Genomic DNA, 15,992 nt, shown 5'->3' with positions numbered 1-15,992 from the left:
CGTCATGACCACGGACACCACCGTCTCGGCAGGCACGACTGCTGGAACCGAGATCAGCCAGGCCACCGAGATCCGCCCGCCCGCCGAGATCCGCTACGCCGCCGAGCTGGCAACGCTCGACTCCTGGGACGCCGAGCGCGGGCACGAGCGGCCTCCGGGCTGGCGGCTCAGCCCGCGGGCCGTCCGGGCGTTCGTCGTGGGCTCCGAGGAGCTCGGCGTGACCCGCAAGTTCTACGGTGACGACCCGCTGGTGGACCGCGCCGTCGTCTCCCTGATGGGGCGGCAGGGCCTGATGCTGGTGGGCGAGCCCGGTACGGCCAAGTCGATGCTGTCGGAGCTGCTCTCGGCGGCGGTCTCCGGCAGCTCGACCCTGACGGTGCAGGGCACCGCGGGCACCACCGAGGACCACGTGCGGTACTCGTGGAACTACGCGCTCCTGGTGTCCGAGGGGCCGAGCGAGCGGTCGCTGGTGCCGTCGCCGATCTGCACGGGCATGCGCGAGGGGCGCGTCGTGCGCTTCGAGGAGATCACGCGCTGCGCGCCGGAGATCCAGGACACGCTCGTGTCGATCCTCTCGGAGAAGCAGCTCATGGTCCCGGAGCTCGGGCCCGACGCGCGGGTCGCCGCCCGGCCGGGCTTCACCGTGATCGCGACCGCGAACCTGAAGGACCGCGGCGTGCACGAGATGTCCGCGGCCCTCAAGCGCCGGTTCAGCTTCGAGACCGTGGCCCCGGTGCGCGACCGCGCCTTCGAGATCGAGCTGGTGCAGCGCCAGCTCGCGGCCGAGCTGGGACCGGAGGGTGACCGCCCCGAGGTGCCGCGCGACGTCCTGGAGGTGCTGGTCACCGTGTTCCAGGACCTGCGGACGGGCAGCACGCGCGAGGGCGCGCCCGTGAAGCGGCCGGAGACGGTCATGTCCACGGCCGAGGCCGTCAACGTCGCCGTCGCGGCGTCGCTGGAGGCCCGGTACCTCGGCGACGGCACGGTGACCGCGGCCGAAATCGCGCGGCAGGTCGCGGGCGTCGCGCTCAAGGGCGAGGAGGAGGACGCGCGCCGGCTGCGGCACTACGTCGACAACGTGGTGCGCGAGCGCGCCCGCACCGACGCGCGCTGGAAGGCGTTCTTCACCGCGGCAGAGCCGCTGTGGCGGTGAGGGGCGAGGCGGTCGCGGGCGACATGGCGGTCGCCGGCGCGGGCGACGTGGCAGTCGCGGTGCCGGGCGGCGCCACGAGCCGGCGTGCGGACGCCGTCTGGGACCTCGCTCCGCAGCGGCTGCGCACGGCCGCGGACGCCGTCGCACGGCTCCGGGCCGAACGCGGCATCTACTTCGCGCCCGTGCGGCACCACAGCCCGGCGTGCGCCGTGGCGGTGCGGGCGGCGATCGAGGAGCTGCAGCCCTCGGCTGTGCTCATCGAGGGACCTGAGGAGTTCACGCGGCTCATCCCGGACCTGCTGCACGAGGCGACCCGGCCACCCGTCGCGGTGCTGAGCCTCGGCGGATCGGGGCGCGGGCCGGGTTCCGGGTCGGGCGCGGGGTCCAACAAGAAGGAGACGGGCGACGGCGAACCCGGGGAGGGCACCGGCTTCTACCCGCTCGCAGCCTTCTCCCCGGAGTGGGTCGCCCTGCACGCGGGGCGGGACGTCGGCGCGGAGCTCAGGTTCATCGACCGCTCGTTCGGCGAGCGGTCGGCCGCGGAGCGCGCGGTCACGGGACCCGGGCCGGACGGTACCGGGCCGAACTCCGCCGGCGAGCCGGACCCCTTCGCGCGGACCCTCATGTCCGAGCGCTACCTGGCGCACTCCGAGGCGGTCGCGATGCTCGCCCGCCGGCTCGGGTGCCGCGACCACGACGAGGTCTGGGACCACCTGTTCGAGTCCCGCCGCAGCGCCGAGCTGGCGGACTGGCGAGCCCTGTTCGACGACGTCTTCGCGTGGGCGGCGCTCGCGCGCCTCGACTACGAGGAGAGCGTGCTCGGCGCCGACGGATCTCTGGACCGCGAGGCACGGATGTCGGCCCGGATCGCTGAGGCGGTGACGGGGTCGGCAGCAGGGGCAGGGCCGGCGGAAGGAGCAGAGCCGGCGGAAGGAGCAGAGCCAGAAGCAGGAACCGCGGCCGTCGCCGGCGGACCGGTGCTCGTCGTGACCGGGGCCTTCCACACGCTCGCGCTGGTGGAGGCGCTGTCCGGCGCGCCGGAGGGCGCTCCGGTGCGCGACCGACAGCCCGAGGGCGGCTTCGGCCCGATCGCGCAGGGCGAGGCCTGGCTGGTGCGCTACGACCACGAGCGGCTCGACGGGCTGCGCGGGTACGGCGCGGGCATGCCGTCGCCCGGCTACTACGAGCGCCTGCACGCGGCGCACCTGCGTGAGCTGGCGGCCGACGGTGGGGACGGCGCAGACGGCACAGACGGCGCGGGCGGCGTGGGCGCGGCGTCCGGCCCCGTCGGCGCCCGCGCCCTCGCCGCGGAGATCCTGGTCGACGTCGCCCGTGGCGCCGTCGACCGGGGGCACGCCGTGAGCCTGCCGCAGGTGGGTGCGGCGGCGGCGTCGGCGACCCGGCTCGCGGACCTGCGCGAGCGGGCTTTCGCGGGCCGCACCGACCTGCTGGACGCGATGCGTTCGTGCTACGTGCAGGACGACGGCGGTGTCGGCGGGCCGGGCGAGCCCGAGCGGCCCCTGGGACTGGCGATCGCGGAGGTGTTCGGCGGCCGGGCCCTGGGCGACCTGCCGCCCGGCAGCGCGTCCCCGCCGCTCGTGCGCGACGTGCGCGAGCGGGTGCGCGCGGTGCGGCTCGTCGTCGACGACTCGCTGCCACGCACGGCACGCCTGGACGCGCGGCGGACGCCGTCGCACCGGGCGAAGCGCCAGGTTCTGGCGCTGCTCGACTTCGTCGGCGCCGGCTTCGGACAGCTCGTCTCGGGTCCGGACCACGTGGCGGGCCGAGGGCTCGGCCTGATCACGGAGGAGTGGCAGTACTGCTGGACGCCGCTGGTCGAGGCGCGGCTCGTGGAGATGGTGCACCTTGGCGCGACCCTGGAGGCCGTCGCGGTCGCCCGGCTGCACGAGGCGGAGGCGCGGCTGGCCGGCACCGGGACGGGCTCGATGCCCGGGGCGGCGGCCGCGTCGGTCGACGCCCTCGCGCGGCTCGTGGCGCAGGCCCTGGTGATCGGGATGGGATCGCACCTGCCCCGGATCGTCTCCCTGCTGCGCGTCACCCTCGACACCGATCGCGACGTGGACTCCGTCGTCTCGGGCGCGCGCCGGCTGCTCGGCCTCTGGCAGGCACGGGTCGAGCTGGGCGCCGAGGAGTACGCGGGCGAGCTGCTCGACCTGGTGAGCCAGGCGCTCGCCACCGCGGCCTACCTGGTCAGCGACCTGGGCAAGGTCCGGCCCGAGGACGAGGACGCCGCGATCGGCACCCTGATCGGCCTGCGCTCCCTGCTCCGGGACGCGGCGGCAGCGGACGCCGGCGAGGCAGGCGGCGACGCGGACCGGGCCGACGGTGCTGTCAACCGCATCGCCGTCGCGCGCGAGCTCGCGCGCCTGCGCGACGACGAGGCGACCGCGCCCGCCGTCGCGGGCGCGCTGCTCGCCCTGGGGTTCACCGACGGCGAGGTGGCCGACGACGTCCTGGTCACCCGGGTGCGCGGAGCACTGTCGGCGGGTGCGGACCCAGGAGCGGCCGTGCGGTTCCTGGGCGGCGTGATGCGTGCTGCGCCCGACCTGATCCTGCACACGCCGGAGATGTTCGACGCCGTCGACGACGCGCTGCGCACGCTCGACGGCGACGCGTTCCTGGCGGTGCTGCCCGACCTGCGGCGGGCCTTCACGTGGCTGCGCCCCACCGAGACGCACCGGCTGGCGAAGCGTGTGGCGGAGCGGACCGGGGCGCGCGTTGACCAGGTGGACGTGCGGGTCGCGCTGTCGGAGGAGGACCTGGCGACCGGCCTGGGCCTGGACCGGGAGCTGGTCGCGGTGCTGGAACGGGACGGGCTGGCTCACTGGGGCCCGACGACCGCAACGACGAGAGCCGTGGACGCCGCCGGCGTCGGCACGGCAGGAGGAGAAGCATGAGCGCGACCGGCCGGACGGTGTCCGACGAGCTTGCCGCACGTGACACGGCGCCGTCGGTCTCCGACGACGAGGCCGCCCGGCGCTGGCGCCTGGTGCTGGGCCGGTACGCGGCCGACGAGCTGCAGGTGAGCCAGCAGGACCAGGGGCTGGAGCGGTCCCTGCGATACCTCTACGACCGTGAGTACACGGCCCGCGGGCACCGCGTCGGTCGTGGCACCGGCCCGGGTGAGGGCGGCGGCGGGCGCAGCGGCGGCGGGGGCGCGGGACTGGGCGGGTCCCAGCCGCACGGCGTGGACGTCACCGCGCTCGGCTGGCTGAGCGAGGCCGGCAGCCTGTTCCCGCGCGAGACCTTCGAGCGCATGCAGGTCGATGCCGTGAGCCGGTACGGCCTCACGGAGCTGCTGCAGGACGAGACCGCGCTCGAGACCCTCGAACCGTCCCGTGAGCTCGCTGTCGCGATGCTCCAGGTCCGGGGCGCCCTGGGCGACCAGGCCGCGGCGGGTCTGCGGCGGATCATCCGCCGGGTCGTCGACGACGTCGTGCGGCGGCTGCGGCCCCGCTTCGCCACCGCGGTCAACGGCCGCATCGACCGGTCGCGCCGGTCGATGCACCGGGTCGCGCGGAACTTCGACTGGAAGCGCACGCTGCGCGCCAACCTCGGCCGGGTCGACGCCGAAGGCCGGATGACGGTCCAGGACGTCCGCTTCTCCGCCCGGGCCAAGCGCACCCTGACCTGGGACGTCATCCTGCTCGTCGACCAGTCGGGCTCGATGGCGCCGTCGCTGCTGTACTCCGCGGTGTGCGCCGGGATCCTGTCCGGCCTGCCCGGCATCAACGTGCAGCTCTACCTGTTCGACACCTCGGTCGTGGACATGTCGCACCTGGCCGCCGACCCCGTCGAGGTGCTGATGACCGCGCAGCTCGGGGGCGGCACCGACATCGCACGGGCCGTGCGGCACGCCGAGCAGCAGGTCCGCAACCCGTCGCGGACCGTGGTGGCGCTGGTCAGCGACTTCTACGAGGGCGGATCGGTGTCGAACCTGCTGACCACGGTGCGGCGCATGGCGTCCTCCGGCGTCACGATGCTCGGTCTCGCCGCCCTGGACGAGGCGGCAGAACCCGTCTACGACCAGGGCACGGCCCGGCATCTCGCGGAGTGCGGCATGGAGGTCGCCGCGCTCACGCCCGAACGGTTCGCCGAGTGGCTGGGGGAGGTGCTCTCATGAGCGACCGGAAGACCTACGCGTGGGCGGTGCCCTACGCGGGCCTGGACGACGACGCGCTCAAGGCGCTCGGCAACGCGGGCCTGCTGCGCCGGGCCCGCAAGGACACCGTGACGGAGGTGTCGTACGACGCCAAGGGCGCGGTGCTCGACGTGTCCGGCGTCTCGGTGCGGGTGGACGGCCGCGGCCCGGCCGCGGTCGCGTGCGACTGCCCGACGGCGGGTGTGTGCCAGCACGTCGTGGCCGCCTGCCTGTGGGCGACCGGGGTCGCGCCCGACGTGGCGCCGGCGGGCGCCGATGCTGGCGCTGTCGTCGCACAGTCCGTGCCCCGGGCGGTCGAATCCGGGGCAGTACCTGGTGGGGCGGCTGCGGCTGGTGGTGAGACAACGGGCCGTGCCCCGTCCCCGGCGGTGCTCAAGCGCCGGCGGGAGGCGCTCGCGGAGGTGCGTGACGTCGTCGGGCGGCTCATGTCGGGCGGGCTGTCCCACCTCGGCGCGGACGACGCCGAGTCGCTGACCGCGCTGGCCGGCCGGGTGCGGGTCGCCGGGTTCGACCAGGTCGCACCCGAACAGGTCGGCAACGTGCGGTTCGACGGCCTCGTCCGGGTCGCCGGCGGCCTCGTCGCGGGCCTCGCCGGTCGCGACGACGCCGTCACGGAGTCCGATCTGCTCGACGCCTTCGCCGAGATCTGGGCGATGTGCGAGGTGCTGGAGCGTGCGGGGGACCCAGCCGGAACGGCCGGTGCTGGTGCTGCTGGTGCGAAGCCCGCACCGGCGTCGGGCGCTACCGCCGGCGCGGCGGGGGCTGCCGCAGAGGTCTCGGGTGCGACCGGCGGCGCAGCGACAGACCGCGCAGTGACAGGCCGCGGGCGGGCGTCCAGCAAGGGCACAGACGACGAGATCGACCTCCCGCGCTGGGTGCCGCTCGGGGCCCGCTGGTGGACGTCGCAGAGTGGCTCGCGCGGCCTGGCCTACCTGGGCTGGGACACCGAGACCGAGGCGGGCGCGCCTGCCACGACGGACGCCGGCCACGTGCGGCAGGTCGTGACCGGCCGCCCGTCGGGCAGCGACCCGCGGTTCCAGCGGAGCTGGACCAGCCCGCTCCTGTGGAACCGGTCGCTGAGCACCCTCTGCGAGGGGGCGTTCGCCCTCACCCAGGTGCGGACCAGGCCCGACGGCGGCCTCGGCGCGGGCGGCACCCCGGTGCTCCAGCGGCTGGAGGGCGACGGGTTCGACCTCGAGGAGCTCCGGGTGATCGCCGAGCGCACGGGGGCGGGCGTCCGGCCGCGCGACGTCGTCGGGTTCGGACGCCGTCCGGCGAACGTGCGGCTCGTGCTGGTCCGCGACGTCGGCGAGGTGGGCATCGACGAGGTGCGGCAGGAGCTGACGCTCGCCGTCGTCACCTCGGACGGCGACACGCGGCAGCTGCGCCTGCCGGCCGCGGGGGAGCAGGCGGTCCAGACGCTGCTGTCGGTGCGGTCCAGGCTGGTTGCGGTGACGATCGAGCGCCGCGAGGAGCGGGACGAGCCGGTCGGTCTGTTCGTGCGCGACAAGGGCGCGATCCGCCTGGTCAGTCCCACGATCACGCCGGCCTGGTCGCTCGAGAACAGCTACTGGGACTTCTGGCGCAAGCGGATCCGCAAGCTCAGGGCCCAGGCGTCCTCGGCGAGGGCTGTCCGGCCGCCGACAGCGCCGCCGCCCCCGGTGCGCCGCGTGACGCTGCTGCTGGGCGATGTCCTGCTCGCGGCGGCGGCCACGGGCCGGCCGGCGCTGACGGTGCGGCAGCGGTCCGACGTCGAGCAGGCGCGCGTCCTGGCCCGGGACCTCGGGCTCGCGACCCTGGAGCGGACGGCCCAGGGCCTGCTGGTCGGCGAGCTGACGCCCCCCGCGGTGCTGCACGCCGCCTTCGTCGTGGGCCGGGCCCGAGCCGTGGCGGACGTCGCGGGCTGAATCGGCTGCCTGTCCCGGCCGGCGGTCCGGCCGGGGCAGCGCGCCAGCACGCGCCTGCGCGGGGCTCGTGCTCTGTGGCTGCGGATCGGGCCGCTTCATCTCCGTTCTCCGATGGCTCGGGGCGGGCCGCCCGCAGGCTTGATCTCCGCGTCGGCCGAGTGTCAGTGGCGCACGGCAGACTGGGCCCATGCACACGGTGGTCTCGCGGGACGGCTCCGGCATCGGCCTGCGGCCGGTGTCCGACACGGGCGTGCCCGAGGGAGAGCCGCGGGTCGTCGAGACGTCCGCCCTGGCCCGGGAGGTGGCTGCCGACGAGGCGGCTCACGTCCGCTGGACCTGGGACGACACCAACGGCTGGTACCCCGCCCTCCTCGCCGAGGGGGTCCGGGTCGACCGCGCGCACGACCTCCGGCTCGCGCATACGGTGCTCCGTGCCTCGGCCCTGTCGGCGCACACGGCGCTCGCCGAGGCCGGGCCCACGGCCTGGGACCGGCTCACCCCCATCCCGCCTCCGGGCGGTCCGACGGCGGCCGCGCTGCTCCGGCCCGACCGGCACCCCGGCGCCGAGGCGCTCTTCGACCTCGGCGAGAGCGGACCCGCCGCCACCCCGGCCGGCGCGGCAGAGGACGACCCTGCCGACCGGCTCAACCCTGTGACGGAGCTGGCCGCACAGCTCCTCGCGATCAAGGACAGCACTGACCCAGGACGGCTCCGGCTCCTGCTCGCGGCGGAGTCCGCGGGCGCCCTGGCCGCCGCCGAGATGCATCACGCCGGCCTCCCGTGGCGCGGCGACATCCACGACGAGATCCTCACCGAGGCGCTCGGCCCGCGGCCCCGGCCGGGAGTGCGGCCCGCGAAGCTCGAAGCACTGGCCCAGCAGATCAGAGCCGCGCTGGATGCCCCGCCCACGCTCAACCCCGACTCCCATCAGGACCTGTTGCGCGCCATGGAGTACGCCGGTGTGGGCTCGCGCAGCCTGCGCAAGTGGGAGCTGGAGAAGCTCGACCACCCCGTGATCGCCCCGCTCCTGGAGTACAAGAGCCTCTACCGCCTCTACACCGCGAACGGCTGGAACTGGCTCGACACCTGGGCGCCCGACGGCCGGTTCCGCATGGAGTACGTCGTGGGCGGCGTCGTCACCGGCCGCTGGGCCAGCACGGGCGGCGGCGCGCTCCAGCTCCCGCACAACGTGCGCCGCGCGGTGGTCTCCGACCCTGGCTGGACCTTCGTCGTGGCCGACGCCGCGCAGCTCGAACCACGCGTGCTGGCCGCACTCGCGCGCGACGAACGCATGGCCGCCGCCGGCCGCTCCAAGGACGGGGCCAGCACCGACATGTACGCCGGGATCGTCGCCACCGGCGCCGTCGACTCCCGTGAGCACGCCAAGGTCGGGATGCTCGGCGCCATGTACGGCGGCACCACGGGTGTCAGCGCCCAGGTGCTGCCGCGGCTCGCTCGCGCGTTCCCGCAGGCCATCGACCTGGTCGAGCGTGCGGCCCGGGCGGGGGAGCGGGGCGAGGTGGTCACCACCCGGCTCGGCCGCAGCTCGCCGCTGCCGGGGGAGTCCTGGGCCGCCGTGCAGGGCTCCGCGTTCGACGAGGACGCCGGCGCCGACGCCCAGTCCCGCGCCCGCAGCCAGACCCGGTCCTGGGGCCGGTTCACCCGGAACTTCGTGGTGCAGGGCACCGCGGCGGAGTGGGCGCTGTGCTGGATCGCGTCCATCCGCCGTCGGCTCTGGGCGCTCGGGGAGGACACGTCCGGCGGCGTCCCTGGCCTCGCCCCGACGCCGTTCGACCGCCGGCCGCACCTCGTGTTCTTCCTGCACGACGAGATCGTGGTGCACGCCCCGGCGGCGCTCGCCGACGTCGTCGCGCAGGAGGTGCGGGACGCCGCCGACGAGGCCGGCCGGCTGTTGTTCGGCGACTTTCCCGTCGACTTCCCGCTCAGCGTCGCCGTGACCGAGAGCTACGCGGACGCCAAGGGCTGACCGCCGGATCGCCGCTCCCGGTCCAGCTCTACCGGTCCAGCACCGCCTTCAGCGACGCCTCCAGGATGTCCACGCCACCGTGGAGGTCGTCCTCGCTGATCGTCAGCGGCGGCGCGATCCGGAAGATGCCGCCCATCCCCGGCAGCTGCACGATGTTCATGTGCAGGCCGCGGTCCAGGCAGGCCGAGGTGACGGCGCTGCCCAGCGCGTCGGCGGCGGCCTTGGTCACCTTGTCGTGGACCAGCTCGACACCCTGCAGCAGTCCGCGGCCGCGGACGTCGCCGACCACGTCGTAGGCGTCGCGCAGCGCGAGCAGCCGCCCGGTGAGCTCTTCGCCCAGGCGAGCGGCCCGCTCGACCAGGCCTTCGCGCTCGATGACGTCGAGCACGGTGAGCCCCACGGCCGCCGCCAGCGGGTCCGAGACGTGCGTCGTGTAGAAGAGGAACCCGCGGTCGTAGCAGACCTGCTCGATCTCGGCGCTCGTGATGACGGCGGCCACCGGCAGCCCCGCGCCGAGCGTCTTCGACAGGGTCAGGATGTCGGGCGTGACGCCGTCGCGCTCGAACGCGTACATCATCCCGGTGCGGCCCAGGCCGGTCTGCGCCTCGTCCAGGACGAGCAGCATCCCGCGCTCCTCGCACAGCTCCTTGAGCCGGCGCAGGTACCCGGGCGGCAGGTCGATGATCCCGCCGGACGACAGGATGGGTTCGACGACGCACGCGGCGAGGCTGCCGGCGGACTGCTGGTCCACCAGGGCGAAGCCGTACGCGAGCTCGGCCTCCCAGTCGTACGACCCGTCGGCCGACCGGAACGGCGAGCGGTAGGCGTTCGGGGTGGGCAGGGCGAGGTTTCCCGGCGTCGGAGGGCCGTAGCCGCGCCGCCCTGCCGAGAAGGTCGCGGACGCCGCGCCCTGCGTCATGCCGTGCCACGAGCGGTCGAACGAGACGATCTCGTAGCGGCCGGTGTACAGCTTGGCCAGCTTGATCGCGGCCTCGTTGGACTCCGCGCCCGTGCTCAGCAGCATCGCCTTGTCGAGGCCGGCGGGCAGCGTCGCCGTCAGCCGGTCGGCCAGACCCAGCACCGGGGCGCTGAGCATGCCGCTGAACAGGTGGTCCAGCGAGGCGACCGACGACGACACCGTCGCGACGATGTCCGGGTGCGCGTGCCCCAGGATCGAGCTCATCTGCCCCGACGTGAAGTCGAGGATCGGCGTGCCGTCGGTGTCGTAGACGTACGAGCCGGCGGCGCGCTCGATCAGTCGCGGGCTGAAGCTGGGGCCGTAGCGGATCAGGAGGCGGTCCGCCTCGTCCTGGAACGTCATCTCGATCGCCGTCCTTTCGCGGTGAGCCGGGGCCGTCCGGTGAGCCGGCCATCTCGTGAGCCGGCCTGCTCACGAGCCGGAGCCATCTTCGATCGCGCGAAAGGATCAGGACAAGCAAACAAAGCCGCGCGACCGTTCGCCACCCCCGTACAGTCGCGTCATGCTCAATCCCCGACGGCTCGAGATCCTGCGGGCGGTCCTCGCGGCCGGCTCCATCAACCAGGCGGCCCGGAACCTCAGCTACTCACCCGCGACGATCAGCCAGCACATGACCGCCCTGGCGCGCGAGACAGGGCTGGTCCTGTTCGAGAAGCGGGGGCGTGGCATAGTCGCCACCGACGACGCGCGGCACCTTGCGGACCAGGCTCAGGTGCTCCTGGCCGACTTCGGTCTGCTCGAACGTGTCGTGGCGGACCTCCGCAGCGGCCAGGGGCAGCACCTCGCCGTCGCCTGCTTCGCGTCGGCCGCCGAGCAGTGGATGCCCGCCGTCGTGCGGGGCGTCCGTGAGCTCCAGCCGAACCTCACCGTGGAGATCAGCCTGAACGAGCCCGTCGACGGGCGCGGACGACGGCGGCCGGACCTCGACGTCCGGACCGAGCCTGCCGGCGGTGCCGAGGTGCACCTCGACGGATACCGGCGGCACGAGCTCACCGTGGAGGGCTTCGTGGCCGTGCTCCGGGCCGACCACCCGCTCGCCGGCGGCCCCGATTCCGGCCCTGAGTCCGGCTCTGAGTCCGGCCCCGCGGTCAGCCTCCGGGACCTCGCCGGCGAGCCCTGGATCGACTACGACATCTACGACAGCCCGATCGGGCAGATCGTCCTGACCGCGTGCAGCGCCGCCGGGTTCACGCCGCGCTTCGCCGCTCGGCTCGACGACCACCGGGCGGCGCTCCGGCTGGTGCTCGCCGGGGTCGGAGTGACGGTCCTGCCGCTCCTCGCGGTCACGGACCTGCCCGCAGGTCTCGTCGCCCGGCCCGTGGTCCGGCCGGCGGTCGCGCGGCGCATCGTCGTGCACGCCCGCCACGACCGTCGCCGGGCCGCACTCATCGCGCACGCGGTGGCGCAGCTCCAGGCCGCCGCCTGCGAGACCGACGCCGCCGCCCGCGAGACCGACGCCGCCGCCCGCGAGACCGACGCCGCCGCCCGCGAGACGGACGCCGCCGCCCGCGGGACAGGTGCCCGCGAGACCGACGCCGTCAGCCGCCCAGGAGCCCGATCGCGGCCGTGACCACCTCGGCGGAGCGGTGCGCGGCGTCGTCCACGTGGGTACGGAACTCGGTGCCGTCCGGGGCGCACAGGTCGGAGACCGCCCGCACCGACACGAAGTCCGCGCCGAAGTTGTGGCAGAGCTGGGCCAGCGCGGCCGACTCCATGTCGACGGCGAGCACGTCGGGGAAGTCGGCGCGGAGCTGCTGCGCCAGGTCGGTCGTCACGAACTTCTCCCCGGACCCGATGCTGCCCTCGCGCAGCACCTGGTCGTCGACCGTGGTCGCCGCCCGGCGCACGGCGTCGGCGAGCGCGGGGGCGGCGTCGTACGCCTCCGGCATGCCCGGCACCTGGCCGAGCACGTAACCGAAGGCGCGCGCGTCGGCGTCCGCGTTCACGAGGCGTGCGCCCAGCACGACGTCGCCGACGGCGACGTCCTTGGCGAGACCGCCGGCGCTGCCCGCGCTGATCAGCGGCACGCCCGCGCCGTACCGGAGGATCGCGCCCGTGCCGGCGGCCGTGGCGTTGACGAAGCCGATGCCGGTGCGCACCAGCACGACGGGCCGGCCGGCCAGCGTGATCGTGCGCTGCTCGGCGAGGCCGACCCGCTCGGGCTCCCCGACGTCGGACGCGAGGGACAGGAACGGCGCCGCCTCGTCGTCCATCGCGACGAGCACGATGGCGACGGGGGCGACGGTGACCGGGGCGGCAGCGGCGGGGGTGGCGACAGGCGCGTCGCTCACTTGTTGGCCCCGCCGGTCTGCTCCGGAGACACCGGCGAGCCCGGCAGCGGGGTGCCGGGCAGCGGCGCCCCGGGGCGCAGCACGCCGTTCGCGGCGTCGCGCGCCGCCGCCTCGCGGGCCGCGGCGTCCCGGGCGGCGGCGTCGGCGGCCGAGGCCTCGCCGGGCGCGCCCTGCGCGTAGACCTCCGACCACACGCCGCGCGCCGACAGGAAGGCGGACGCCGCCTCCTGCGCGCCGGTCAGCGTGTGGTTCGCGCCCCAGCCGCACTGCACCTCGTTCGCGGCCGGCACCTCGGTGGCCGCCACGATGTCGCGCAGGGTCGCGTCGATCAGGGCGAGCACGTCGTCGTACTCGGGCTCGCCCTGCAGCATCAGGTAGAAGCCGGTCTGGCAGCCCATGGGCGAGAAGTCCAGGACGGCGTCGGAGTGGTTGCGCGAGTGTTCCGCGAACAGGTGCTCCAGGGAGTGCACCGTCGGCATCTCGAGGTGCGCGACGTTGGGCTGGGTGAAGCGCACGTCGTACTTGACGATGACGTCGCCGTGCGGGAGCTGCTTGCGGTCCGCGAGGCGCACGTAGGGCGCGGCGACGGCGCGGTGGTCGAGGTTGAAGGACTCGACGTTCATACGGGGCGCTGGGGAGGATGCTGACTCGGTCACGGTCCGAGCCTATGCCGTCAGCGGCGCCGGTACATGTGTCCTCGCGTGCTCCACCGCGGAGGGCAGATCCGTGAACAGGTGGCTCTCGTGCGCCAGCATCCGGGTCAGGCCCACCGCCTCCAGGAGCTTGCGGTGCTGCGGCTGGATCCCCTTGACCAGTACCGTCACGTCCCGCTGTTCCAGCTCCAGCACCAGATCGGTCAGTGCTCGCGCCCCGGTGGCGTCCACGAGCTGCAGGTGGGAGAGCCACAGGATCACCACGTCGACGGGTTCGCGCAGGCGGGGCTCGCCGTGCGTGATCGCCGTGACCTCGCTCAGTATCCGGTCGGACGCGCCGAAGAACATGGCGCCCTCCAGCCGGAACAGCGCGATGCGCTCGTCGCCCTCGTGCGCGACGCCGGGCAGCGGCTCGCGGTGCACCGCCGCGGCGCCCGCCACGGCCTTCAGCGCGAAGAACGCGGCGACGAGCAGGCCGATCTGGACGGCGTCGATGAGGTCGAAGGCCACGGTGATCACGGCGGTGACCACGAACGTGAGCGCGTCGGGCCAGGTGGAGGTGAGCACCGACCGGATGGTCGAGGCGCCGATCATCCGGAACGAGGTGACCATGAGCACCCCGGCGAGCGCGGCCAGCGGGATGTGCCCCACGGGCCCGGTGGCCAGGTAGATGACGGCGAGGATCACCAGCGCGTGCACGACGGCGGCCAGCCGGGTGCGCGCCCCGGAACGTACGTTGACCGCCGTCCGCGCGATGGCGCCGGTGGCGGGGATGCCGCCGAACACTCCGCTGGCCAGCGACGCGAACCCCTGCCCGACGAGTTCCCGGTCGGGGTGGTAGGTCGCCGTCCGGCCCTGGGCGCCGCTCATCGTGGCCGCCACGCGGGCGGACAGCAGCGACTCGATCGCGGCCAGCGCCGCCACGGCGACGGCCGCACCCACGAGGTCGCGGACGGCGTCCGGGGTCGCGTCGGGCAGCACGGGGACGGGCAGGGAGCTGGGCAGCTCGCCGATGCGCGGCACGGGGGCGTCGAAGATCCCCGCCAGCAGCGTCACCAGGGCCACGGCGACCAGCGACGGCGGCAGGGAGCCGGCCACGCGTGGCAGCAGGAGCATGACGGCGGCGACCACGCCCACGACCCCGAGCGTCCAGACCCAGGTGGGTGGCCCGCCGTCGGCCGTGCCGCCGGACCCGCTCCCGGACGTGAGCGCCGAACCGACCGACCGCACCGCCGTGACCAGCGTGTTGTGCCCGGTCTCGGCGGTGATGCCGACGGCGGCCGGCACCTGCTGCAGAAAGATGATCGCGGCGATGCCGAGCGTGAAGCCCTCGACGACGGGCCACGGGATGTAGGTGACGACGCGGCCCAGCCGGAGCAACCCGCACCCGAGCACGAGCGCGCCGCCGAGGAGGGTCACCAGCGCGACCGAGCCGACGCCGTGCTGCGCGACGATCGGCGCCAGGACCACGGCCATGGCCCCGGTGGGTCCGCTGACCTGGAGGTTCGACCCGCCGAAGACGGCGGCGACGACGCCGGCCACGACCGCCGTCACGAGCCCGGCGGCCGGCCCGACGCCGGAGCTGACGCCGAACGCGAGCGCGAGCGGCAGGGCGACGACGCCCACCGTGATGCCGGCCAGCAGGTCGGACCGCAGCGTGCGCGGCCGCAGGTCGTAGTCGGCGCGCGACGGCATGAGATCGCGGATGTCGACGCGCTCGCGGACGGCAGCGGTCAGCCTGGCGCGCATGGTCGGTGGCCCGCCAAGGCGGTGCTCGACGGTATCCCCCATAAGTGAAGGACCGTAGCAAGATCACGGCCCGTCCGCTCGGTGAGCGGCTCGATAAACGCCCAGGTCAGAGCGCGTTTCCGGCGTAACGGGCGCACCGGTCATCCCGCGGCTACTACGCTGCATCGCGTGAGCAGCAGCGACGCCCCCGCCCCCGACGCACGTCCCACGCTGGCCCAGGTGGTCGCCGCGCTCGACGGCCTCTACCCGCCGTCGACGGCCGAGGGCTGGGACGCCGTCGGCCTCGTGGCCGGCGACCCCGCCGCCCCGGTGCGCAAGGTGCTGTTCGCGGTGGACCCGGTGTCCGCCGTCGTCGACCAGGCCCTGGACTGGGGCGCCGACCTGCTCGTCACCCACCACCCGCTGTTCCTGCGCGGCGTGAGCTCCGTGGCCGCCACCACCTTCAAGGGGACCGTCGTGCACCGGCTGCTCACCGGCGGCTGCGCGCTGCACGTGGCGCACACCAACGCCGACGCCGCGCCGCGCGGGGTCGCCGACGCCCTCGCCGACCTGGTCGGCATCACCGACCGGCGACCGCTCGAAGTGAGCGCCGCGGGCCCCGAGGGGGAGGGCCGCGGCATCGGCCGCGTCGGCCGCCTCGCCGAACCCACCACCCTCGCCGGCTTCGCGCGCCGCGTCGCGGCCGCGCTGCCCGCCACCGCGCAGGGCATCCGCTTCTCCGGCGACCCGGACGCCCCGGTCACCACGGCCGCCGTCCTCGGCGGGTCCGGCGACGGCTACTTCGACGCCGTCCGCGCGGCCGCCGCCGACGTCTACGTCACCTCCGACCTGCGCCACCACCCGGCCTCCGAGCTGCGCGAACGCGCCGAGTTCGAGGCCCGCGCGGCCGGCGCCCCCGGACCGGCAGGCACCCCGTTCCTCGTGGACACCGCCCACTACGCGAGCGAGTGGCCCTGGCTGCGCTACGCCGTCGAGGACCTCGCTGCGGCGCTCGCGGCCGATGGCCTCGCAATCGAGGCCCGCGTCAGCGAGCTGGTCACCGACCCCTGGACGGGCCAGATCCCGTCCCGCTGAGCGCCCCGTCCGGGTG

General features: G+C 74.9%; 10 protein-coding genes and 1 pseudogene. 7 read left to right on the top strand and 4 right to left on the bottom strand.

What is annotated here, in order from left to right:
- Positions 1-4: 4 nt before the first annotated feature.
- The 5 genes from ACZ7LE_RS14170 to ACZ7LE_RS14150 all read left to right on the top strand — a co-directional run bounded on the left by ACZ7LE_RS14170 (position 5) and on the right by ACZ7LE_RS14150 (position 9,230).
- Entirely contained in the window at positions 5-1,153 is a 1,149-nt protein-coding gene (locus tag ACZ7LE_RS14170; protein ID WP_470403892.1) for an ATP-binding protein, read from the top strand.
- On the top strand, positions 1,150-4,071 hold the full coding sequence (locus ACZ7LE_RS14165) for a DUF5682 family protein (protein ID WP_470403891.1): 2,922 nt from the start codon (positions 1,150-1,152) through the stop codon (positions 4,069-4,071). The genes ACZ7LE_RS14170 and ACZ7LE_RS14165 overlap by 4 nt, the downstream gene beginning before the upstream one ends.
- Positions 4,068-5,297, top strand: coding sequence for a VWA domain-containing protein (locus ACZ7LE_RS14160; protein WP_470403890.1), 1,230 nt, complete (start codon positions 4,068-4,070; stop codon positions 5,295-5,297). Before ACZ7LE_RS14165 ends, ACZ7LE_RS14160 begins: the two co-directional genes overlap by 4 nt.
- Positions 5,294-7,243 (top strand): hypothetical protein, encoded by a 1,950-nt coding sequence (locus ACZ7LE_RS14155; protein ID WP_470403889.1) that lies wholly within the window; start codon positions 5,294-5,296, stop codon positions 7,241-7,243. The genes ACZ7LE_RS14160 and ACZ7LE_RS14155 overlap by 4 nt, the downstream gene beginning before the upstream one ends.
- Positions 7,244-7,430: 187 nt before the next feature.
- On the top strand, positions 7,431-9,230 hold the full coding sequence (locus ACZ7LE_RS14150; protein ID WP_470403888.1) for a bifunctional 3'-5' exonuclease/DNA polymerase: 1,800 nt from the start codon (positions 7,431-7,433) through the stop codon (positions 9,228-9,230).
- A 28-nt stretch (positions 9,231-9,258) separates the two neighbouring features.
- On the opposite strand, the gene ACZ7LE_RS14145 is transcribed toward ACZ7LE_RS14150, so the two are convergent.
- A complete protein-coding gene (locus tag ACZ7LE_RS14145; RefSeq protein WP_470403887.1) occupies positions 9,259-10,551 on the bottom strand; it encodes an aspartate aminotransferase family protein in 1,293 nt (430 codons plus the stop codon).
- Positions 10,552-10,711: 160 nt separating this feature from the next.
- Here ACZ7LE_RS14145 and ACZ7LE_RS14140 point away from each other — a divergent pair, with 160 nt between their 5' ends.
- Entirely contained in the window at positions 10,712-11,779 is a 1,068-nt protein-coding gene (locus tag ACZ7LE_RS14140; protein WP_470403886.1) for a LysR family transcriptional regulator, read from the top strand.
- Here ACZ7LE_RS14140 and mtnN read toward each other — a convergent pair.
- The 3 genes and pseudogenes from mtnN to ACZ7LE_RS14125 all read right to left on the bottom strand — a co-directional run bounded on the left by mtnN (position 11,748) and on the right by ACZ7LE_RS14125 (position 14,902).
- Positions 11,748-12,500: a 5'-methylthioadenosine/S-adenosylhomocysteine nucleosidase gene (gene mtnN / locus ACZ7LE_RS14135; RefSeq protein ID WP_470403885.1), complete on the bottom strand. Its 753-nt coding sequence runs from the start codon at positions 12,498-12,500 to the stop codon at positions 11,748-11,750. The two genes, ACZ7LE_RS14140 and mtnN, sit on opposite strands and share 32 nt — an antisense overlap.
- 173 nt (positions 12,501-12,673) lie before the next feature.
- Positions 12,674-13,123 (bottom strand): annotated as a pseudogene (locus ACZ7LE_RS14130) (S-ribosylhomocysteine lyase); the annotation flags it as partial.
- Positions 13,124-13,165: 42 nt separating this feature from the next.
- On the bottom strand, positions 13,166-14,902 hold the full coding sequence (locus tag ACZ7LE_RS14125; protein WP_470403884.1) for a SulP family inorganic anion transporter: 1,737 nt from the start codon (positions 14,900-14,902) through the stop codon (positions 13,166-13,168).
- Positions 14,903-15,070: 168 nt separating this feature from the next.
- Between ACZ7LE_RS14125 and ACZ7LE_RS14120 the strand changes: the two genes are divergently transcribed.
- Positions 15,071-15,976, top strand: coding sequence for a Nif3-like dinuclear metal center hexameric protein (locus ACZ7LE_RS14120; RefSeq protein WP_470403883.1), 906 nt, complete (start codon positions 15,071-15,073; stop codon positions 15,974-15,976).
- The last annotated feature ends 16 nt before the right edge of the window (positions 15,977-15,992 follow it).

This window comes from Promicromonospora sp. NPDC110617, assembly GCF_055598465.1.
The sequence above is the reverse complement of the archived record's forward strand: the minus strand, read 5'-3'. Positions and strand labels throughout refer to the sequence as shown.